The sequence below is a fragment of the Limnoraphis robusta BA-68 BA1 genome (assembly GCF_034932365.1).
GTDB classification, from domain to species: Bacteria; Cyanobacteriota; Cyanobacteriia; order Cyanobacteriales; family Microcoleaceae; genus Capilliphycus; species Capilliphycus robustus.
Genome location: NZ_JAYGHR010000004.1, coordinates 63,998 through 86,360, shown reverse-complemented (window position 1 = coordinate 86,360; position 22,363 = coordinate 63,998). Strand labels below are relative to the sequence as shown.

Genomic DNA, 22,363 nt, shown 5'->3' with positions numbered 1-22,363 from the left:
TCAAAGAAATCAACAACTGAAGTCAATTTCAAAAAAAGGATTATGACTGTTTGAGAAACATAACTCCAACATATATTGCGGCTGCTACCAGTTGAACTCCCATGACTGGTAATCCGTATTTGAGGAATCTTTGAAATGAAATTGTGCGTCCATGTTGTTCAGAAATCCCTGCTGCCACAATGTTAGCAGAAGCCCCTAATAAAGTGCCGTTGCCGCCCAAAGTCGCACCATACATCATCGCATAAAATAAAGGTAAGACTTCAACCGGAAACTGTCCTTGAAAATCTACGGCTAATACTTCAGGCCCGGCTAAACCGACATTCACTAAATATTGTTTGAGAAGGGGAACCATCGCCACGACGAGGGGAATATTCGGAACAACACTCGAAAGAATACCGACAAAAAACAGTAAAAGGATTGAACCAAAAGCAATATTTGTACCCACGACAACGGCTAAAACGCCAGACAAATTATTAATGACCCCGGTTTTTTGGAGTCCTCCCACTAACACAAAGACAGCCATAAAGAAGAGTAAGGTACTCCAGTCAATATCCCGGAGAATATGGTTGATCGAATCAATATGACTATGATGGGATAATAGCAGGGCTAAAGCTGCCCCTAATAACGCTACAGCCCCCGGTGAAACAGGAATCGGTAAGGATTCTCCGATGATAAAAAAGGTGATCACAAAAGCTGCAATTAGACCTCCTATAGCTAAGGTTCGGGGATGATTAATTTTAGGGAGAGAAAGTTTATCAATATTTTTTAATTTGGCTCTCCAGATTTTTGGGAATAAAATAGGCAGTAACAGAATTACACTTAAAACCGCTACCGCACCGCCTAAGCTGAGGCGAAATAAGTAATCTGTAAAACTCATGTTAATCGCATCTCCGACGATATAGGTTGCCGGATCACCGACTAAGGTTAATAATCCTGCACTATTGGCGATAAAAACCATTAAAATCAACAATGGCACAAAGTCAATTCCGATTTGTGTCGCCATTGGTGGAATGAGAGGTGCGAGTAACATGACCGTTGTCGCGTTGGGAAGAACGGCACAAATCGGGGCGGTAATTGCTACAATTCCCAGAAGTAATCGCTTTCCTTCTCCTTTAGAAATCATCACCATTTTTGTCGCTAGATAGGCAAAAACATTAGTCGGTTCAAAGGCACGAACTAACACCATAACCCCAAAGAATAAAGCAATAGTTGCATGACTTTGACTAATATAATCGACGGCTTCTGTCAAGGTCATTACATGAAGAAAAACCAAAATTAAGGCACCTAAAAGTGCAGCAATGGTTAAGTGTAGAAAATCTGTCGTAATGAAAAACATTACGGCGATAAATGTTGTAGCTGCAATGAAAGGCTGAAAATTACCCATAGATAGAAAATGATCCATAGCAGTAAACCTGATAATTAGTGGTGTTGGAGGGTTCAACTTGGCTGTGACGATTTAGGTAAGTCTAAAAAAATACCTAACATTCGATGGATAGCCTAAAACTTGCAGTTAGGTTTGAGGAAAATTAAACCTAACTAACTGACTAGAATTATTAAGTTTGAGTAGGGTTGGAAAAAAGTTAAATCCAACCCCTAAAAAATTTATTTTTCACAATGCCTCAATCAAACAAACAGGTACACAGAAGCGAGCAGTACCAATGGTTGCAACTGAGAGAATCAAGACATTGTAATAGTATACGTGTCGATTCTTCAGTCTCCCCTCAATGCCTACGGAGTTAGCTGACGGGCTAGGATTGAGAGATATCCTTCTTGACTCATCGGGAGTCAAAGATAAGCCCCAAAAAGTGGTTCCTCCGCTCCCCATTGTTCTAAGCAGGAATGCTGAGAAGATAATGAGAGATTAGGCTGACTTGCTCTTGATGAACGTAGCGTAACATATTTTTTTTCAGAAGGGAAGATCTGTATAGAATTAATTAAGATTAGTTAATCAAATCCCCAGCTTCATCAAGAAACGGGGGACTTGTATTACTGATTAAACAAGATTACAGGGATTGAGTTTACCACCATTTGCGATTCCCTTCTTCATCAACACGGGCTTGACGAATGACATCAGAAATCTCTTCAGCATCTCGGACATGGTGTAATGCTTCTTTATTCCCATCTTCATCTTCTACGATAAAATAAGTGGGAACAACAACATGATCTCCAGTCACATCGGGCGCATCAACAGCCACTTGTTTAGCCTTTTCTTCGACAGACATCGACTCATCAATGCGATCGCCAGGGTTTGCTGTTAAGCGATTTCCCTTTTCTTTTAATTCTGCTTTTTGTTGACGTTTTTGTTGAGGATCAACTTCCTCGGGGTTCATCGGTTGTTGAATATCGGAATTTTTTTGATCTTCGTTTCTGGTATCACTAGGCATTACTTTAATCTCCTTTTATCAGGATCTTCAAAAATTGACTTTTTTTTACTGTAGTCAATTTATGCCTAGACTTTCATCTTGCTTTAGGAGTAATCTTTCAAAATTCCTAAAAATTATCCTCCTTCTTCAGAGAGAAAGAAGCGATAAAATATCTCTTCTCTCTCTATTAAAATCTACCTATTACTTCAGGGTTCTAAACCATACAGCCAGACAATTAATAGGGGTGTAACAATTGCCATCAATAAATTCAGAGGTCCACCGACGCGCAAAAAGTCAACAAACTTGTATCCTCCAGGCCCATAAACCATTGTATTAGTTTGATAGCCAATGGGTGTCATAAAGCTATTAGAAGCAGCAAATGTCACCGCAAACATAAAAGCCAAAGGGTTGAGATTTAACGTTTCTGCAACTTGTACAGCAATGGGAATCATTAAAACAACTGAAGCATTATTAGAGAGAATTTCGGTTAATACAGAGGTTGCAGCAAAGAAAAAGGTTAAAATCCAATAGCCAGAAAGATTACCGCCTAATCCAGCAATGAAATTCCCTAGTAATTCTGTAGCGCCAGATTTATCCATTGCTGTTCCTAAAGGAATCAAACCTGCTAACAGAAAAATCACATCCCAACGTACCGCCCCGTAAATTTCCCCGGGTTTCAGACAACCTGTAACAATCATTAAAATTACGCCTGTTAAACCAGTGATTAAAATTGGCAGCCAGTCAAAGGCTGCAACCCCAATCACAGCCAGGGTAATTAATACCGCAATCAGGGCTTTATCGGTGCGAAGGGTTTCGACATCTTGTTGTTCTAAAACCAGGAGTTCTCGGGTTGTTTGTAAACCAATAAAACTCTGTTTCGGCCCTTGAACCAATAACAAATCACCAAATCGTAAGGGAATTCGACCTAAACGACCTCGCAATAATTCAGCCCCTCTACGAATGGCTAAAACCGTCGCATTATAGCGTTGTCGAAAGCGTAATTCTTTCAGTGTTGTGCCAATTAAACGGGAATTTGAGAGAATTAATACTTCCCCAATTTTCTCTTCTTCAGTGGTTAAAATTGATTCAATTTCTTGGGTTTGAAACTGTACATCGGGTAACAGACTTAACCCTCGTTCTTCGCGGATTTTGAGTAAATCATCTTTCCCACTACGAACGATCAAAATATCTCCAACCCCTAAAACTTTATCCCCCAAGGGTTGAGAAAAACGCATACCATTTTGAACAATTTCTAGAACATCCAAATCAAACTTACGTTGAATTTCACTGCCACTGAGAGTTTGTCCAACTAGACTGGAACGGGGTTTGATAATTAATTCACTGAGGTAGTCTTTAATGTCATAATCTTCACCAATAAATTCAGTCGCAAGCGGTTTGCGATTCGGTAAAAGTTTAGGGGCGATGAAGGCTAGATAAACTAAACCGATCAGAAAGGTAAGAATTCCCAGTTTGGTAAATTGAAAGATACTAAATTCACCATATCCTAGTTTTTTAGAAACCCCACTGGCTAAAATATTGGTGGAAGTTCCAATTAAGGTAATCATCCCGCCTAAAATGGTGACAAAAGAAAGCGGCATTAACAGCTTAGAAACTGATATTCGTTGTTTTTTGCACCAATCTTCGATAATCGGTAAAAAAATCGCGACAACAGCAGTATTATTGATCAAACCACTAATCGGGCCAACAATAACTCCCATCGCAATAATTTGCTGAGTGAGGTTATTTCCGCCCCATTTGGTTAACCCATCTCGGGCAATTTGTACGACTCCAGTGCGAGTAATTCCAGCACTGAGAATAAACATTGCCATGACGGTAATTGTTGCCGAGTTGCCAAATCCTGCAATGCCTTCTTCGGGTGTTACTAACCCGAATATCATTAAAACAACAGCGACACAAATTGCTGTAGTATCGACTGGAAGCAATTCAAAAATAAAACAAGTTAATGCAATGACTAAGATCCCGAGGGTTAAAACGATTTCCATACAATTTGCAATCAATCTCGATAAAATGACTAGGGAAAAAGTAGACCAAGAGCAATCGTTAAACTCGCAATTATTATTCCTTTTTGGCGACCAAAACTAATAAATAGTCTTCTTTGAGTCAACCAAAACATCACGCTTCCGCTCGTTCCCCCTACGAGCAGAGTAATCAAAGCAATGGAGAGAATTTTGAGCCAAGTTACAGGCAGAATAATGGCAGCAAAAGCCAAAGTTAAAACACTCAGTATCGTTAAAAAACTGCACCCAATTAAAATTGTTTCTAGGGAATAAAAACCCATGCTAATTCCCGCAGCCATCATTCCCAGTCCGATCATTATCGGTGTTGTTGGGAGTTGAATGACATCAAGATACCAACTAATTCCCTGGGAGATGGAAAATAATAAGATAACTTCTACCCATTCTGCTATTTTGATTGTGTGATCAACTTCAAGAGCAGATTCGGATTTTACTTTACTCATTCTATTCGATAGATATCGGATTGTCTATAGAGAATCCCCCGCCAAAAGCAGGGGACTCTGAAGAGATATGTTTCGATGTCAGAAGTTTATTGAGACTGGGGAAATTTCCCCAGGGGATGTTATCTGATTGAAATTCTACTTAGAATTACTGTGCAGGCTGTTCTACAGTGGGTTCAATCTCTTCAGTAGCTTCAATCTCTTCAGTAGCTTCAATCTCTTCAGTCGATAAGGACTCTTGGCTGGTGCTAGACTCCACTTCAGTCATATCGGTAGAACTCTCTTCAATGACAGTATTTTCTTCTTCAATAACACTGGGTTGAGAAGCGTCTGAATTTTCAACTTCAGGAGAAACAACCGGAGTGGCTGAATAGCCTGCATCGGATGAATTTTCAACCGCTTGAGTTTCAGGAGTATCAACAGAAGACTGAGGAGAAGTGGTTGCTTCAGGAGAAGGAGAAGCGGGTGCTTCCGGTGCGGGAGAAGTTTCGGGTGCGGGAGAGGTTTCGGTTGCGGGAGGAGTTTCGGTTTCAGGAGTAGTAGAAGTTTGTTGACAAGCGGTGAGGGTGCCGAAAGAAACAGTGGCGAGGATAGCCAATACCAAGGAAACTCGTTTCATTTTTTCTCCTTTAAGAGTCATTAATCTAGCAGTTTAACAGTTGAGTTCTGTCCCTTTGGACAAATTAAGCTCGCCCTAGAATAAGGCTTGTTTGAAGGAATGTCAACCTATCGTGAGGAGTAAGTTGAACATTTTAAAAACCATGAGAAAATAGAGCCGATGTTAAAGCCCTAGCATCGTCATAATTCAAAGGTTAATTCTATCACGGTTAATCACCTTTGTTGTCTGGTATTTATTCCCGAATTGATTAACACCCTAACCTGAGAGTTGTAAAGACCGACTTGCGATTAACTTGGTTTAAAATCACAGACGTTTCGTTACTCAAGCTGACATTTTCTGAGTAAACGATGAGTGAAGACGATGCCAAGTTATTGCGTTTACGTGTCGTGCTGTACCGAACCGATTACAGAAGTTTGGCTTCTGTGATTTAGTCTATCATCTGCGCTGTCATCGTCTCCTAAAAAGGGATATTGATCTAGGCATTTAACCTTAGAACGAGATTATACATCAGTTAAAAATTTTGGTCAATTTTTTTGACTCACTTTCGGGGAACCTGGGGTCAGCAGTTATTTTCGAGTTTTCCACCAACGTTTAACCAATTTTTCCATTTCTACCCAGACAAACATCAAGCTACTAAACCCAATACAAATCGCAAGTTCTGTCCCATTTAACCAATGCGTCCCAAAAAATCCCCGTAACGGTGGGACATAAATCAGTAACAACTGTAAAATGGTCGTCAGGCTAACGGCTGCCAATAGATAGGGATTGGAAAACGGATTAAGTTGTACCGTTAAACGAGTATCGGAACGCACGGCCAAAGCATGACCCATCTGAGCAAGACATAAGGTGGTAAAGACCATTGTTTTCCACCGTCCCGCATCACCGCTAGTTTGCGCTTCTCCATGCGCCCAGACCATTAAGACAATCGTTAAAATCGAGAAAACGATGCCAATTCGCACCATATAAGCCCCCAACCCTCGGGCAAAAATACTCTCACGGGGACTGTAGGGGGGACGCTTCATCACGCCCGCTTCAGCCGGTTCAAGGGCTAAGGCTAAAGCGGGTAAACCATCTGTGACGAGGTTCATCCACAAAATTTGCAAGGGAGTCAACGGAACTTCTCCCAAACCCAGTAACGGAGCGGCAGCAATCGTTAACACTTCCCCAATGTTACTGCCCAAAATATACTTCACAAAGCGCCGAATATTGCTATAAACCACCCGCCCTTCTTCGGTTGCCGCTACAATCGTCGCAAAGTTATCATCCAGCAAAATCATATCACTGGCTTCTTTGCTGACATCGGTTCCCGTGATGCCCATCGCAATGCCAATATCAGCCTGTTTGAGGGCGGGTGCATCATTAACGCCATCGCCTGTCATCGCCACAAATTCCCCACGTTTTTGTAAGGCTTGGACAATTCGCAGTTTGTGTTCAGGGGCTACCCTCGCATAAACACTCACCTGTTTGACTTGTTGTTCGAGTTCGGCTTGGCTGAGTTGCTGTAACTGTTGACCTGTCAAAACGGTTTCACCAGACTGAGAAATGCCCAATTGTTGAGCCACAGAAGTCGCGGTTAACTGATGATCTCCTGTAATCATCACCGGACGAATTCCGGCTTCTCGACAGCGTTTAACGGCTTCTCTGACTTCCGGGCGAGGTGCGTCGAGCATTCCGACCAAACCCAGCCAAATTAATTCTTGTTCGCTGCTGTCTTCATCGGGACTGGCGGGTAAATCGTTTAAAGGTTTGTAAGCAAAGCCAATGACTCGCAGTCCTTCGGCGGCTAATTGGTCATTTTGTTCTAAGATTTGCTGACGGTGTTCAGGTTCAAGGGGAATGCTTTGGTCTGCGGTTTGAACGTGATCGCAACGTTCTAGAATCAGTTCGGGTGAGCCTTTCGTAAACATTTGAAAGTGAGCGTTTTTCTTTCGGATAGCTGCATCTGCATCTTGACAAATGACGCTCATGCGTTTGCGTTCGGAAGAAAAGGGAATTTCCGCTCGACGAGGCATTTGTGCATCCCAAGTGGATTTTGAGATGCCGGCTTTTCCTGCGAGGGCGAGTAAGGCGCCTTCTGTGGGATCGCCTAAAATCGTCCAAATATCGTTGTGGTGTTTGAGTTGAGCATCATTACACAACACACTCGCCACGCATAACGGTTGAAGTTCTTGCTGGTGTTGGGGGGTTAATCGGGGTTTGTCTTCTGGGTTCAATTCCTCATCGCGGGAAATCCGATGCAGAGGTTGGAACTCACCCCAGGGCGCATAACCTTCACCTGTTACGAGAAACGCATGATTGAGGGTTCTCACCCACTGCACAACCATTTTATTTTGGGTGAGGGTTCCGGTTTTATCGGAACAAATGGTGGTGACTGAACCCAAGGTTTCCACGGCGGGAAGTTTGCGAATTAACGCATTGCGGCGTACCATGCGTTGAGTTCCAATGGCCAGGGTGACGGTGACAACGGCGGGTAAACCTTCGGGAACAACGGCTACCGCCATACTCAGGGACACTTCGAGTAAATGTTCAAAATATTCAAACCCAGCACGAATCATCCCACCGATGACGACAATTGCCACTAAAAGTAGTGAACCTGTAACCAGCACGTTTCCCAGTTGCGACATTCGCTGTTGTAGGGGGGTGGGTTCGGTTTCGACAGACTGAAGCATAGCAGCAATTTGCCCCAGTTGGGTCTTCATTGCGGTGTCTGTCACTAGAACTTTTCCCCGTCCACCGACGACTTCGGTACCTTGGAAAACCATGTTAATCTGATCGCCCAGGCTGGCATCTGCGGCTAATTCTGTCTCTGCGCGTTTGCTGACGGCTTCGGCTTCTCCGGTGAGGGTGGCTTCTCGCACTTGCAGGTTTTGGGCTTCTAGGAGGCGACCATCGGCCGCGACTTGGACTCCGGCTTCGAGAAACATGATGTCGCCCGGAACTAACTGTTGAGAGTCGATTTCTATTATTTCGCCGTCTCGCAGGACTCGCACTTTAGGGGAGGACAGGTTTTTGAGGGCGGCTAGGGCTTTTTCGGCGCGACTTTCTTGAAAATAACCCAGTAAACCGTTGAGAATGACGATTGCAAAAATGGCGATCGCATCTTTGGGAAAGTTGTCATTTCTCAGATCAAGGACGGCGGAAACCACGGCTACGGCGATCAGCATCACCAGCATGATGTTGGTGAACTGATCCCATAATATTTCTAAAGGTTGGCGTCCAGAGGTGGTTTGAATTTCATTGAGACCATATTGCTGTTGTTTTTGCCTAACTTGCTGCGGGTTTAAGCCCTCTGTGGGGTTAATGTTCATCAACTGCAAGGCCGACTCAATGGACTGAGTATGCCAAGTCATTGGGGAGTTGAGTGAGGAGCGATCGCCAGATGGAGAGGAAGATTGAGTCGATGCCATGAGGAGTTAAAAGCTACCAAATCACTATAGGAAGTTTACAAACCTGCCCGTACCCAAGTCCGAATCAAGGGATAAATGTCTTTGCTTATTCTTGATTTTAGCGAAGAACTTAATCTTAGAGTTAAAACATCATTTTTTTTTAAGTAAAAACCTATTGTTGCTGAGTAGATTCTACCAGTCGAGCCGGGGTAACATCAAATATGACTTTTAAAGATAATGTTAATTCTTGCTTAAGAAGTTCTTCAACCAGGGCGACTTCTTCGGGAGTTATGGCATCGATTGATCGAGCCGTGACCAAAACAGTTGGGGGTTTTCTACGCCAGCTAATAGTGACACGCTCCACTTCAACATCGGGTCGATCTACGAGGGAACGAGTCACTAATATTTCTCGGATTGAGTTATTAATTTGGGCATGATTCACCAGTTGAAAAAAACGAATTCCTAGCGGAATGACTAGCATCATTATTAGGAATAAAGAAACACCCCAAGACAGGGTTCTGGCTAACTCGCTACTTCTGGCGTATCCGGCTACAACATAGACGACTAAACAAGCGAGATTAATCCCGATTAAGTTCGTGATATACAACAAACTCGCTCCTAAAGCAGCATCCCATGTTCCCTGAGAAATTGCAATTCCAACTACACAAATCGGCGGCATTAATGCCACTGCAATTGCGGTTCCGGGAAGGGCATCTCCCACTTTGGGACGAATTTTTGCATAGCCGCTAACCCCTCCGGCGACAATCGCAATCAACAGATCTATTAAGGTCGGTTGTGTTCGGGATAAAATTTCTGAACCAAATTCAGGAATCCGAATAATTAGACCAGCAAAACCAGAAAATAAGAGGGAAATTAGAGTTCCAACAATAATCGATTTACCACTCAAACGGAGTAGTTTTAAATCTCCCTCTAAAGTGGCAAAAGACATTCCTCTTAAGGGTAACATTAGCGGTGCGATAATCATCGCACCAATGATAACTGCTGCACTATTAATGAGTAAACCTAGTGTGGCAATCAAGCAAGAACTAATGGTTAAAACCAAATAGTTTTGAGTTAATTTTGCATCAGTTAATAGAGATTCTCTTAGTTTCAGAAATGGGACAGATTCTAAGGAAAAATCTACATCTTTAATCAGTTTATGATTTTTTCGCATCAAAGATTATTTAGCACTAGGTTTTCCAATTCATACCCCAAAAATCCTATTTATTCTAAACGGTATTTTATAGATTGACAAGACTGACGGAGGTTGGATCTCTAGTTCAAAGGAGAAGCCGAAAAAACAATACAGGGTTATAGAGACGGTTATTAAAACTTGTCTATTTTTCATCTATCTAAAGATATAAATTTAACAGTTAAACCCTGAAAGAGATTTTCCTAAACCCTAAAAACTCTCTAGATTTTAATCGGCTCAATCAAATGAGTAAATTATCATATTTATGGCAAGCGGAATAGTTCGATAGATTTGAAATTTAATCAGAGTCTCTCTTTAGATCAAGGTCATTTGATCGGGAAGTTTCTAAGATACGGAAAGAGCAAAAATAAAAACTTAATTTTTGCATTCCCGAACTAATTTTCTGTTAGAGATTACCAAAGCAGGAGCAACACTGAATGTTTTTTCATAAAAAAGAAGTAATTGCCAAAGATGTCAAGATTGATGAGCCGAACCCTCGTTATGCTCAACTTCTTTTAGAACAATTTGGCGGCGCGACAGGTGAACTTTCGGCAGCATTACAATATTGGGTACAGTCTTTTCATACCGATCATCCTGGAATTCGGGATATGTTGCAAGATATCGCCATTGAGGAATTTAGCCATCTAGAAATGGTTGGCCGACTGATTGAAAATCATACTCGAAATGTTGATCAAACTGAAGCTTTTCAGAGTACATTATTTGCAGTACGCGGTAAAGGGCCTCATTTTCTAGACTCTCAAGGACAAGCTTGGACAGCCGCTTATTTAAACGAAGGGGGCGATGTTGTCCGAGATTTAAGAGCGGATATTGCAGCCGAAGCAGGTGCGCGTCAAACCTATGAAGCGTTAATTCTAGTTGCACCCGATCAGCAAACGAAAGAAACTTTAGTTCATTTATTGACTCGAGAGATTTCCCATACGAAAATGTTTATGAAAGCATTAGATTCGCTGGGTAAACTCACCGAACCCTTCTTCGGAAATGTTCAACCCGATGAAACGGTTGATATTTACTATAACTTATCAACCAACGGAGAAGATCATCGCGGTCCCTGGAATTCTGATGAGAATTTCCGCTACATTGCTGATCCGATGCCACAAAAAACTCAACGATAATAGACAAGGAGTAGGGGCGCTGCGGTTGGCGCCCTTATGGTTTAACTCACCGTCGCCATTTCGGGAGTGTTAACAGGTTCGTTTCCGGTTACAGTTTGTCGGTTGTGAAGATCAAACTTGTATCCTTCCGGTAGAATATGAAGCTTAACGCCAGACAAAGCCAAACCTTCATCTCTTAACAGTTGTCCGATGTTATTATGGGTGATTTCACTTAAATCTACAATGGTACAACTGCCATCCCCAACCACATAAAATTGATGATCTCGCACCACAATAGCGGTATTTTCATCAATCCCTATGCCAATTAAATCAGGATGACGCGCCACCGCAGTTAATAAGCGTCCTAAACGTCCGCGTTGAGCAAAATGTTGGTCAATAACGGCTTCGGGAAAAAAGCTCATTCCTTGTTCCATTTCTACAATTTCAATACGAGGATGAGTCTGTCCTTCTCCTTCTAAAATCATGTTCGTAGACATCATACTTGCACCCGCACTGGTACCCCCAACGACTAAGCCTTCGGTGTATCTTTTTAATAAGGCTTGATGCAAAGCGCTATCTTTGAGAATCTCGGTAATTCGCGCTTGATCACCGCCTGTAAAAAAGACTCCTGTCGCATTGTTAATCGCTTCTAATACTGTCGAAGTTTCTGCATCTTCTCGTTGAATGGTATCAATAATCCGAATATTTTTGATTCCCAAGCGTTCAAAAACTCGAATGTAGTCCTCACCCACTTCTCGGGGTAATTCAGTGGCTACCGTCATCACGACAATTTTGGCTTCCATTCCACCTGCACAACGCACAAATTCTCGTAAAATTTTGCATTCGCCGTCTCGATCTTCAGCTCCGCCAATAATTACCAATTGTCCCTGATGTTGATTCGATGTCATACAAAACTCCTATTCGGCCCAGATGAGGCATAATCTATAATTGAAACACGAATGATGCCCTTGAATTCACTTTCTTAAGATAGAAATTAAAGCCGTCGTTTGACCGAAAGATAGATAACAGTTAAGGGCTTTAAATCGAACAGGTCTGCTCAAAAATAGATCTATTTTAATGTCAATGCTAAGGCGATAACTGGCTTTTAAAATATACACAAACTTCTACTTTTGTCATCTATCTTAGGAAAAAAATTTAGAGATTCTCAGGGGTGTTCACTGAGTATGAATGCCAAATAACTGCGATCGCAGTTATATTAACTGATGACGGCGCATTTCTAAGCCTCTCCCACTCTCTCAAATCAGATTCATGTCCCCATCAACCCCCACTCGCAAATACAACTTAACAGAAGGTTCTGTCGGACTCAAACTCATCGCCCTCACTTTACCAATGGTTTGGGGCGTTTTTTCGGTCATTGCGTTTGACCTGGCTGATACTTATTTCGTGGGTAAACTGGGAACCCCCCAACTCGCGGCGATGAGTTTTGCTTTTCCTGTTTTCATGGTCATGGGAAGCTTGGCGATCGGACTGGGAACCGGGGCGGCTTCGGTGATTTCTCGCGCCATTGGTGAAGGCGATCGCGATCGAGTTCAACGATTAACTACAAATAGTCTAACATTATCTCTGTTTATTGTTGGTATTGTTATTCTGATTGGACTGGCAACAATTGACCCTTTATTTAAACTTTTAGGGGCGAGTCCTGAAGTCATTCCCTACATTCGGGAATATATGAAAATTTGGTATCCCGGCATGATTTTTCTCGTGGTTCCAATGGTGGGAAATAGTGCGCTTCGTGCAGCCGGAGATACCACCATTCCCAGTCTAATTATGACCTTTGCCGCCTTGATGAACGTTGGTTTAGATCCTTTGTTTATTTTTGGTTGGGGGTTCATTCCTGCGATGGGTTTAAAAGGGGCAGCGATCGCGACAGTCATTGGTCGTTCTCTGACGTTCATTACGTCTTTAACGGTTCTTCATTTTCGAGAACGGATGATTCTCTGGAGTTTAAGCTGTCTGAGAAATTTTTGGGACTGTTGGAAAGAGATTTTATATGTGGGTTTACCTGCGGCTTCGACCAATATGATCACACCGATTTCGATTGGGATTATCACCAGTTTATTAGCCAGTTATAGTCCTGAAACCGTTGCAGGATTTGGGATTTCTTCTCGGATTGAATCATTTGCGATGATTGTGTTTATGGCACTTTCTAGCACGATAGGGCCGTTTGTCGGTCAAAATTGGGGTGCAAAACTCTATGGACGAGTCCATCGTTCTTTACATTTATCCTATTTATTTTGTATCGGTTTCGGGGTTTTTGTTGCGGTGATTCTTTTCGCCACTTCATCACAAGTTATCAGAATATTTGACACGAACCCGGAAGTTGTTAATACTGCTACTCGTTATCTAACGATTGTACCCATCAGTTATGGAACTCTAGGGATTTTCTTAGCGGCTTGTGCTGCATTTAACGCCCTCGGAAAACCGTTTCCGGCTGTGGTATTAACCCTCTCTCGAATGGTGGTATTATATGTACCGTTAGCCTATTTAGGCAATTGGTTATTTGGCTTGAATGGGATTTTCGCGGCGGCTTGTGTGTCTAATTTAATTGTTGGTTTAACCGCAATTATTTGGACTCGTCGATCTTGCAGTTTGAAGGCTGTTCATCCCTTAGAACATCCGGTGATTTTACCCTCAACCCAACCCCCGATTCATCTTCCAGATGTTCAAGATAAAACGCCTCGATAAAAATTAAGTAGCTAGGGATAATTATTGCTCAATAAAAAACCCTCGTTGTTGGGATGAGCGCCCCCAAGCACAACGACCAACTGGTTATATCATACCCGACTAATCAATAATAATTCGTAGGGGCGGGTTCAGTCAAGATCTTTACTACTACTCCGAGATTGATCTAAACCCGCCCCACTTGTCTATTGATGAGTGAGTGACTTAAACAATCATTTTGAGTTGCTCGGCGACCTGCTTTAAATTTTGAGTTCCGATTCGAGCTTGAGTAATACCTAGTACAGTTTCTTTTGCACCTTGATTAATATTATCCATCGCTTCTACGACTTGTTTAATTGCTATAGCTTGCTGTTGAACATTCAGAGAAATTTGTTTATTGTACGTTACCATAGTATTAATAGTATCACGAATACCATTGAAAGCTTGAGTTGTTTTGTGGATCATTTTCATACCCATATCTACTGTTTTTTGCCCTTCATTTGCTACAATTTTAGTAGATCGAATATAATTTTGAATCTCATCCACTAATATATTAATTTGTTCAGTTGATTTTTTACTTTTATCAGCTAATTTTTGAATTTCTGAAGCAACAACAGAAAAGCCTCTGCCTTGTTCTCCAGCTCTCACTGCTTCTACGGCAGCATTCAGTGCTAACATATTTGTTTGACTGGCAAAATCGCTAACAATCAAAGAAATATTACCAATTTGATTAGTTTGTTGACTCAATTTAATAATTTTATCCGCAATTTCCTCGACTTTTTGCTTTAATTGGTTCATACTTTTTAACGTTTCTTTAACGGCATAATTTCCTTGGTCTGCTGCTTGGAATGCAAGCTGTGCTTTGTGTGATGCAGCATTTGCTTGTTCGGCAGATTGACGTGATGATGCCTCCAATTCATCCATTGTTGTCGTAGTTGTGTTGACAGAAGCAGCTTGTCCTGAAGCAGTGCGTTCTTGTTGTTCAATCGTTATAGCAATTTCATTAGCAGAAATCGTAATTGTATTTGCAATTTCATTAATGGGTTTAATTGCTAATTTATCAATAAAAAATAATATGATAATGCCGACTATAAAAACTGTTAAAACTCCAATCCATGATAAAACAATAATCAATTTATAATCAAGTTGAGTGCGTTTTTTTCCTTGATCTAGAAGTTGATTTTCAACTACAATCATCTCCTCTATTTTAATCTGAATTTTATCCATAATTTGTTTGCCTTCACCTGATAGCACTATATCCACAACTGTTTGATTATTTCCAGCTTTCTTTAAACTAATCGTTTGTTGCAGTTCTTTGAGTTTGTCGTTAGCTAATTCTTCAACTGTAGCAAGTCTTTCAAGTTGTTCAGGATTATCTGAAATTGTATCATTTAACCGAGCAAAATTATCACCTAAAGTCTGTATAGTCTTGTTATAGGGTTCGAGAAAGTTATCCTGTCCTGTAATAATAAAACCTCGTTGTCCGGTTTCAGCATCCACTAAACTTTTTTCTAGACTTCTTAACATAGATTGCACTTTATAGGTATGAGAAACCCAGTCTGAAGACTCTTTTAAATTTGTGGAATTATTAAGCGTAATTAAGCTAACAATACTAACTATAACAATCAGAATTCCAAAACCTAAAGGTAAAATGCGTTTGATATTCATCGTTTTTTTCGATTTTTAGTTCCCTCTTACCTTATTTTAAATTTTAAGTAGATCTTTGACAACTTGATTTAATAGAACTACTAAAAAATTAATCCTTCTTCAACTCTTAGACAGTTTGGAAGAATAGGTTTTAGTCAATACTCAATATCAATATCAGCCCGTAGAAATAGCTCTATCGGCTCTTTTGGATGAGACTTCTTTGAATAAAAAGGAGCAAATTTAGCAAGTTAAGAAGATAAGTTTATGTCGGAAGAAGGATTAAGATTAGGTTTAATTTCTCTAACATTTATAACAATAGAAGCACAAAGTTTAAATTCAAGGAGACTATTATGAATAAGCTTTTAAGTGGTATTACAGTTAGTTTTCTAGCGTTGGGTCTAACCTCCCCAGCATTCGCACAGGATAGACCCTCTCCTCAACAACCGACTACACCCAGTAGCGCTCAGACTACTAAAAACGATTTTGTTTGTAACTATCAATATAAGATAGGAGATGAGACGAAAGAAGCGAGTGTCAGTGGAACAACTCGTTTAGCAGCTAAAGAGCAACGTTCTCAGCAAATCGAGCGTTTAGAAGATGAAGCGGATCAGCGAGGTGAGAATTTTGAAGTCACATATCAACTTTGTCGTGATCCGTTTGGTCCTAATTAATCGGTAGTCGTGAAGAGTCGCAATTCATCGAAGGTGCTTTGCCCTACGGGTAAAGCGTCAGCCTTCTTGCAACATCAAGGTAAACTTGAGTTAAAATCTACCTCAGAGATGAATGATGAAAATTGCGATCGCACAACTCAATCCCACTGTCGGCGATATTACCGGAAATGCTCAACGTATTCTCGATGTCGCCGAACAGGCTACAGAAGCAGGTTGTCAACTGCTATTAACCACAGAATTGGCTTTGCTAGGTTATCCGCCTAGAGATCTGTTGATTCGCCCCAGTTTTATCGAGGCTGCGATCGCTCAACTACACATTTTAGCTGAAAAATTACCGCCTGAACTTGCAGTTTTAGTCGGAACTGTCCAACCGAATCCTGAGTTTAAAAAACAGGGTAAGCCCTTATTTAATAGTGCCGCGTTAATTCACAATCGTGAAATTCAGAAGTTTTTTCAGAAGCGGTTACTCCCGACTTATGATGTATTTGATGAGGATCGCTATTTTCAAGCCGGAAAACAAAGTGAGTATTTTACTTTATCTAATTCTACCACATCTTTAAAAATTGGGGTAACAATTTGCGAAGATTTATGGAACGATGAGGAATTTTGGGGAAGACAAAACTATGCTTGTAATCCCATGAAAGCTTTAGCGGAACAAAATGTTGATTTAGTGGTGAATTTATCGGCTTCTCCCTACCAAACCCGTAAACAAAAACTCCGTCAAGCGATGCTGGGACATAGTGCAGAACGTTATCAAACTCCGATTATTTATGCCAATCAAGTTGGGGGAAATGATGATTTAATTTTTGATGGGTTTAGTTTTGCTTTTAATAAAAACGGTGAATTAGTTCAGTGTTTAGCGGGATTTCAAACTGATTTTGCTATTGTTGAGTTTGATTTTGAAAAACAAGATTTAATGGCAGCAACAACGGTTAAATCTCTAGAAAAGTCTTCAAATGATCATCCGGGAAGTGAAGATGAAGAAATTTTGTTAGCGTTGGTTTTGGGTGTGCGGGATTATGTGCGGAAATGTGGTTTTTCTAAGGTTGTTTTGGGGTTAAGTGGGGGAATTGATTCGGCGTTAGTTGCGGCTATTGCAGCAGAAGCGGTGGGAGAAGAGAATGTTTTAGGGGTATTAATGCCTTCTCCTTACAGTTCCGATCATTCAGTCAATGATGCGTTAAAATTGGCTGAAAATATTGGGATTAAAACCGAACTTTTACCGATTTCTGAGGGAATGAAAGCCTTTGATAACACCCTTGAACCCTTGTTTACAGGGACAGAATTTGGCATTGCCGAAGAAAATATTCAATCTCGAATTCGGGGAACCTTATTAATGGCAATTTCTAATAAATTTGGTCATTTGTTACTCTCAACTGGAAATAAATCAGAAATGGCGGTGGGATATTGTACCCTTTATGGTGATATGAATGGGGGATTAGCGGTGATTGCAGATGTTCCTAAAACGCGAGTTTATTCAATTTGTCATTGGTTAAATAAACATCATCAAAAAGAAATTATCCCCAATAATATTTTAACAAAGCCTGCCAGCGCTGAACTCAAACCCGGTCAAGTTGATCAAGATTCACTCCCCCCTTATGAGATTTTAGATGATATTTTATATCGCTTAGTTGAAAAACATGAATCGGTTCAACAAATTATTGAGGCCGGACATGATTCTGAGATTGTTCAAAAGGTGGTAAAATTAGTCATGCGGGCAGAATTTAAACGCCGTCAAGCCCCTCCCGGATTAAAAATTAGCGATCGCGCTTTTGGGACAGGTTGGCGGATGCCAATTGCGAAAGCAACAAGTGGAATTTAAGCTTAAGATTTTGCATGAACGGCTAGGGCGTAATCTCGAAACCGTTCTAAATCTGCTTGAATGGTTGATTCTACCAGTCGTCCTAAAAAGAGATTATCCATCAGTTTACCTAAAATCCCAGGAATGGCATAGGAAAACGTCAGTTTAACAATACTACTCCCATGACGATCATAAAATCGAATGGCGCCTTGATTCGGTAAACCATCAACAGATTCCCATTGAATAATTTGATGGGGAACCTGTTTCAAAATCCGAGACAGCCAAGTAAACTCAAACCGACCTGCTGCTAATTTCCAACGGGATAATTCGGGATTATCTTCTAAGATTTTAACCGAATCAATCCATTTCATCCATCGGGGCATTTGTTCCAAATCTGACCAAAGACTCCAAGCTAATTCTATCGGAATTGGAACTTCAACTTGAACGCTATGTTCTAACCAGTCTGACATCGGATTTTAGAGTTGATAGAGTATATTTTTAGAGGGAAATTTAAAGCATTTAACTCTCAAAAATTCCCTCTATATTGTCAGTTTTAACCTGTTGTTACCGCCGAGGGTTTCATCAAGTTAGCTGTATTATTTAAAAGGGCTTTTGCGGCTTGATGACCCGAAAGTGTCGCGCCTTCCATGCTATCAATATAATCCTGTTGGGTATAACTTCCAGCTAGGAAAAAGTTAGCTACAGGGGTTTTTTGTGCAGGACGATAGGGGTCCATTCCCGGCGCTTCTCGATAGAGAGATTGAGCTAATTTAACCACACTATACCAGGTCATCTTGAGTTCTCTTGAAGACGGGAATAAATCCTGTACTTGTTTGAGAACGTGTTGGGCAATTTCTTCGTTACTTTGTTTGATAAACGGATCTCCAGGGGTTAATACTAATTGTAGCAGTGAACCCTCGCCTTGACGATAATAATCTCCCGGACTGGTTAAGGCTAAATCCGCAAAACAGGAGAAATCAGCATCACAAGTATACAACAAGTTATCAATGCCAACGGCTCGTTCTAACTGTTTGCGTTGTTGCGGATCATTGAGTTCTGTTACCCAACCATCAAAGCGTAATTGTACCGTTGCCACAGGCACCGTATCGAGTTTATAAATATTATCAAATTCCGACCATTTCCGCCAATCTTGGGGTAATATTTTCTGAACTCCGGGAACATCACAAGCACAAACATAAGCATCGGCTGTGATGGTTTCTTCGGTGTCTCCAGAAGCTACAACCATAGCTGTTATGTATGTTTTGCCGTCTATTTGTTCGTATTGAATCTCTTTAACCCGGCGTCGGGTGTAGATTTTCGCGCCTCGTTCTTCGAGATAATTAATAATCGGTTTATGGAGATATTCATGGGGGGAACCTTCCAACATTCGCAACACAGAAGCCTCAGTTTTTGCAGCAAAAAATTGGAAAATTGTTAGCATACACCGAGCGGAAATATTTTCCGTATCGATAAAACCCAGTGCATAGGCGATCGGGTTCCACATCCGCTTTAAACTGCCTTCTGAACCGCCATGACTGCGGAACCATTCGGCGAAACTAATTCGATCTAAATCTCGAATGGTTTTCATCGCTCCTTCAAAGTCTACCAGTCCGCGAACGAGAGGACTTGTACCTAAAGCGATCGCATTTTTCAACTTATCATAGGAAGAGAGTTGAGAGGTGGTAAAAAAGGCTTTGAGTCCGTTAAACGGGGCGCCTGTAATGAAGCGAAAATCTAAACTTCCTGTTTTTCCGCCTCGGTTAATAAAGGTGTGAGAATGTTCTTTTAAACGCAGATGTTCAAACGCTCCCACCTTTTTCATTAAATCAAACAGATGGTAATAACAACCAAAAAAGACGTGTAAACCCATCTCAATATGATTACCATCGGGATCAACCCAACTGCCGACTTTTCCGCCAACAAAAGGACGAGATTCAAAAATTTCAACTTGGTGTCCAGCCTCGACGAGATCGACGGCTGTTGCCATACCCGCTAAACCTGCTCCAGCGATCGCAACCCGCATTTTGCCTATTTATAACCTATTGTCTTCACAGATTGTAACAAAAAACGGCAATCTAAACACTGTAGGGGCGGGTTCTGTCGATATGTCTGTTTCTCATCAATAACCTCTGTAAACCCGCCCCGTTGTATGGGCAATAGCCACCAGAAGTTTTGTTGGGGCGGGTTCTGTCGATATGTCTGTCTGGTGACAAATAACCTCTGTAAACCCGCCCCCTTCCTCGATCAGCCTCAAAAACCCGGTTTCGTAGGAGTTACCGGGTTTTTCTGTGGGTAAACCCACCCCGTTGTATAGGCGCGAACTAGCCTCAAAAACCCGGTTTCTTTGAGAAACCGGGTTTTTCTCTGGGAAGTTCGAGGGTAAAGGTAGAACCCACTCCAAGGGTACTATTGACTTGTATAGAACCTTGATGGGCTTCGACAATTTGTTTAACGATCGCTAACCCCAAGCCAAAGCCCCCTGTTTTGCGGGTTCGGGCTTGATCGACTCGATAAAAGCGATCGAAAATGTGGGGTAGATCTTGGGGCGGAATACCCATTCCGGTGTCTGTTACCGAAATCATTACCCAACGGGATTCATAGATTAATTTTAGGCTGATTGTTCCTCCCGAATTTGTATATTTAAAAGCATTATTGAGGAGATTTTCAATCGCTTGACGGAGTAACTCGGGTTCGGCGCGAATAAAAATAGGCTGTTGGGGAAAATCAGTATAAAAGGAGATGTCTTTGTCTGGGGATAAGGATTTATAAACTTGTGCTAAATCGGTCAATAATTGAGTTAAATCTAGAGTTTGGAAGAGTTGCGGATTGAGTTTGCCTTCGTGACGGGCTAACAGCAATAAATGACCGATCAAAACTGTCATTGATTTCGTTAATGTGACAATTTTTTCCAGGCGTTGACGCGGAATTTCATCACAGCTAGGGGCGAGTAACCCCACTTGAGCGTTACTCAAAATAGCGGCTAAAGGGGCGCGTAATTCGTGGGAAGCATCGGCAGTAAATCGACTTTGGGCTTCGTAAGATTGACGAATGGGTTGCATTGCCATTCCCCCCAGTAACCACCCGGTTAAACCAATAATTCCCCAAGTTATAGGCACGCCCACTGTTAAAAATAAACGCAGTTTTTGGGTTGTATCTTGAAAGGGTTTTAGGGAGGTAGCGACTTGCAAATAGCCGATTAAAATTTCATTCTCAACAACAGGAATGGTTAATTGTCTGACTTGAATATTAGCGGATTTAAGCGTTTTAAATCCGAGTTTTATTCTATTTTTTTCGGTGGGAGATTGACCTATAAACTGCACAATTTTTCTTTCTTGATTGTACCACCGAACATAGATTAATTCACTCCCCAAGCCGGAATTACTCCGGAGCATGAGCAGGTTTTCAAATGCGATTTTTGATTGACCTTTGCGAGTGTTCAACTCAACGGTTGACGCCAGCGCACTGGTTCGATCATATAAGGCATTATCGAGCGCCCACAATTGATCTCGAGCTTCGATATAATAAATTAATTGGGCAAATACGATTAATATTCCTCCCATTGACCAAGTAAACCAACGGGCTAAATTTCGACGACTTTGACTAAACATTGGGTTGACTCATTCGGTATCCTAAACCGTAGACTGTTTCGATCCAGTTGGCTGCATCCACTTGTCCTAAACGTTGTCTTAAACGTCTAACTAAGGTACTCACTGCATTACTTTCTGGTGGGTTATCCCATTCCCACAAAGATTGTTCAATTTGATCTCGGCTTAACACTTGGTTAGGATGACGCAGAAAATATTCTAACAGTTGGGACTCCCGCACTGAAAGTTGAACTTCTTTGTCTCCTCGTTGTATGATTAAGCGCGTTAAATCTAGTTCTAAATCACCCATTTTTAAAGTATCTCCAAGCCAATGGGGAGAACGTCTTCCTAAAGCCCGAATACGCGCCAACAGTTCGAGTAAATCTATCGGTTTCACGAGGTAATCATCCGCCCCGCTATCTAATCCGATTACTTTGTCAGCAGTCGTATCTTTTGCAGTTAGTAGCAAAACTGGTGATGTTTTTCCCCGACTTCGATACTGGCGACAAAGTTCTACTCCTGAAATCACAGGTAACATCCAATCCAAAATCAATAAATCATAATCGGTTTCACTCATTAACCATTGGGCGGTGTCTCCCGTTTCAACTCCATCAACAATATGTCCGGCTTGGGAAAGGGCGGTGCGGATGGGTTCTAATTGTTCAATGTCGTCTTCAACTAATAAAATTCTCATCAGTTGTTGATCTCATAAATTTCATTTACCGAAAAATTTATCCAGAAAAGATATCAATTTATCTTGTTCTTTCTTTATAGAAACACCTCTTGAGGATTGCCAGAGTTTTTGTCAAAACCCGACCTAAAAATTGCCA

Annotated in this window: 17 protein-coding genes and 1 riboswitch; of the genes, 4 read left to right on the top strand and 13 right to left on the bottom strand. The window is 41.3% G+C overall.

Annotated elements, in window-relative coordinates:
* Positions 1-40: 40 nt before the first annotated feature.
* The 7 genes from VB836_RS03465 to VB836_RS03435 form a co-directional block, all read right to left on the bottom strand.
* Positions 41-1,402 (bottom strand): ArsB/NhaD family transporter, encoded by a 1,362-nt coding sequence (locus VB836_RS03465; protein ID WP_323218011.1) that lies wholly within the window; start codon positions 1,400-1,402, stop codon positions 41-43.
* 308 nt (positions 1,403-1,710) lie between these two features.
* A riboswitch (cyclic di-AMP (ydaO/yuaA leader) is annotated at positions 1,711-1,846 on the bottom strand.
* A gap of 172 nt (positions 1,847-2,018) precedes the next feature.
* Positions 2,019-2,384 (bottom strand): hypothetical protein, encoded by a 366-nt coding sequence (locus tag VB836_RS30300; protein ID WP_407659556.1) that lies wholly within the window; start codon positions 2,382-2,384, stop codon positions 2,019-2,021.
* Positions 2,385-2,569: 185 nt separating this feature from the next.
* Complete coding sequence (locus tag VB836_RS03455) at positions 2,570-4,366, bottom strand: SLC13 family permease (protein ID WP_323218010.1); 1,797 nt, start codon at positions 4,364-4,366, stop codon at positions 2,570-2,572.
* Positions 4,367-4,395: 29 nt separating this feature from the next.
* On the bottom strand, positions 4,396-4,842 hold the full coding sequence (locus VB836_RS03450; RefSeq protein WP_046280609.1) for a hypothetical protein: 447 nt from the start codon (positions 4,840-4,842) through the stop codon (positions 4,396-4,398).
* Between the two features lie 145 nt (positions 4,843-4,987).
* Entirely contained in the window at positions 4,988-5,458 is a 471-nt protein-coding gene (locus VB836_RS03445) for a hypothetical protein (RefSeq protein WP_323218009.1), read from the bottom strand.
* A 566-nt stretch (positions 5,459-6,024) separates the two neighbouring features.
* Positions 6,025-8,865, bottom strand: a complete 2,841-nt coding sequence (locus VB836_RS03440) for a cation-translocating P-type ATPase (protein ID WP_323218008.1) — start codon at positions 8,863-8,865, stop codon at positions 6,025-6,027.
* Between the two features lie 151 nt (positions 8,866-9,016).
* Complete coding sequence (locus VB836_RS03435) at positions 9,017-10,018, bottom strand: DUF389 domain-containing protein (RefSeq protein WP_323218006.1); 1,002 nt, start codon at positions 10,016-10,018, stop codon at positions 9,017-9,019.
* 455 nt (positions 10,019-10,473) lie between these two features.
* Between VB836_RS03435 and VB836_RS03430 the strand changes: the two genes are divergently transcribed.
* Entirely contained in the window at positions 10,474-11,169 is a 696-nt protein-coding gene (locus VB836_RS03430) for a manganese catalase family protein (protein WP_323218004.1), read from the top strand.
* A 41-nt stretch (positions 11,170-11,210) separates the two neighbouring features.
* Here the strand turns inward: VB836_RS03430 and VB836_RS03425 are convergent, their stop codons facing one another.
* Positions 11,211-12,056, bottom strand: a complete 846-nt coding sequence (locus VB836_RS03425) for a cyanophycinase (RefSeq protein WP_323218003.1) — start codon at positions 12,054-12,056, stop codon at positions 11,211-11,213.
* 361 nt (positions 12,057-12,417) lie between these two features.
* Here VB836_RS03425 and VB836_RS03420 point away from each other — a divergent pair, with 361 nt between their 5' ends.
* On the top strand, positions 12,418-13,854 hold the full coding sequence (locus VB836_RS03420) for an MATE family efflux transporter (RefSeq protein ID WP_323218002.1): 1,437 nt from the start codon (positions 12,418-12,420) through the stop codon (positions 13,852-13,854).
* 201 nt (positions 13,855-14,055) lie between these two features.
* Here VB836_RS03420 and VB836_RS03415 read toward each other — a convergent pair whose 3' ends face one another.
* Positions 14,056-15,498 carry a CHASE3 domain-containing protein gene (locus VB836_RS03415; RefSeq protein WP_323218001.1) on the bottom strand — a complete coding sequence of 481 codons (1,443 nt, stop codon included), beginning with the start codon at positions 15,496-15,498 and terminating at the stop codon, positions 14,056-14,058.
* Between the two features lie 329 nt (positions 15,499-15,827).
* Here VB836_RS03415 and VB836_RS03410 point away from each other — a divergent pair, with 329 nt between their 5' ends.
* Together VB836_RS03410 and VB836_RS03405 are read left to right on the top strand one after the other, a co-directional pair.
* Positions 15,828-16,148, top strand: a complete 321-nt coding sequence (locus tag VB836_RS03410; protein ID WP_323218000.1) for a hypothetical protein — start codon at positions 15,828-15,830, stop codon at positions 16,146-16,148.
* A 115-nt stretch (positions 16,149-16,263) separates the two neighbouring features.
* Entirely contained in the window at positions 16,264-17,970 is a 1,707-nt protein-coding gene (locus VB836_RS03405; protein WP_323218082.1) for an NAD+ synthase, read from the top strand.
* Positions 17,971-17,972: 2 nt separating this feature from the next.
* Here VB836_RS03405 and VB836_RS03400 read toward each other — a convergent pair whose 3' ends face one another.
* The 4 genes from VB836_RS03400 to rppA all read right to left on the bottom strand — a co-directional run bounded on the left by VB836_RS03400 (position 17,973) and on the right by rppA (position 22,227).
* Positions 17,973-18,419: an SRPBCC family protein gene (locus tag VB836_RS03400; RefSeq protein WP_046280484.1), complete on the bottom strand. Its 447-nt coding sequence runs from the start codon at positions 18,417-18,419 to the stop codon at positions 17,973-17,975.
* An 83-nt stretch (positions 18,420-18,502) separates the two neighbouring features.
* Complete coding sequence (zds, locus tag VB836_RS03395) at positions 18,503-19,972, bottom strand: 9,9'-di-cis-zeta-carotene desaturase (RefSeq protein ID WP_046280483.1); 1,470 nt, start codon at positions 19,970-19,972, stop codon at positions 18,503-18,505.
* A 304-nt stretch (positions 19,973-20,276) separates the two neighbouring features.
* Positions 20,277-21,557: a sensor histidine kinase gene (locus VB836_RS03390; RefSeq protein WP_323217999.1), complete on the bottom strand. Its 1,281-nt coding sequence runs from the start codon at positions 21,555-21,557 to the stop codon at positions 20,277-20,279.
* Positions 21,550-22,227 (bottom strand): two-component system response regulator RppA, encoded by a 678-nt coding sequence (gene rppA, locus VB836_RS03385; protein ID WP_323217997.1) that lies wholly within the window; start codon positions 22,225-22,227, stop codon positions 21,550-21,552. Before rppA ends, VB836_RS03390 begins: the two co-directional genes overlap by 8 nt.
* Positions 22,228-22,363 lie beyond the last annotated feature (136 nt).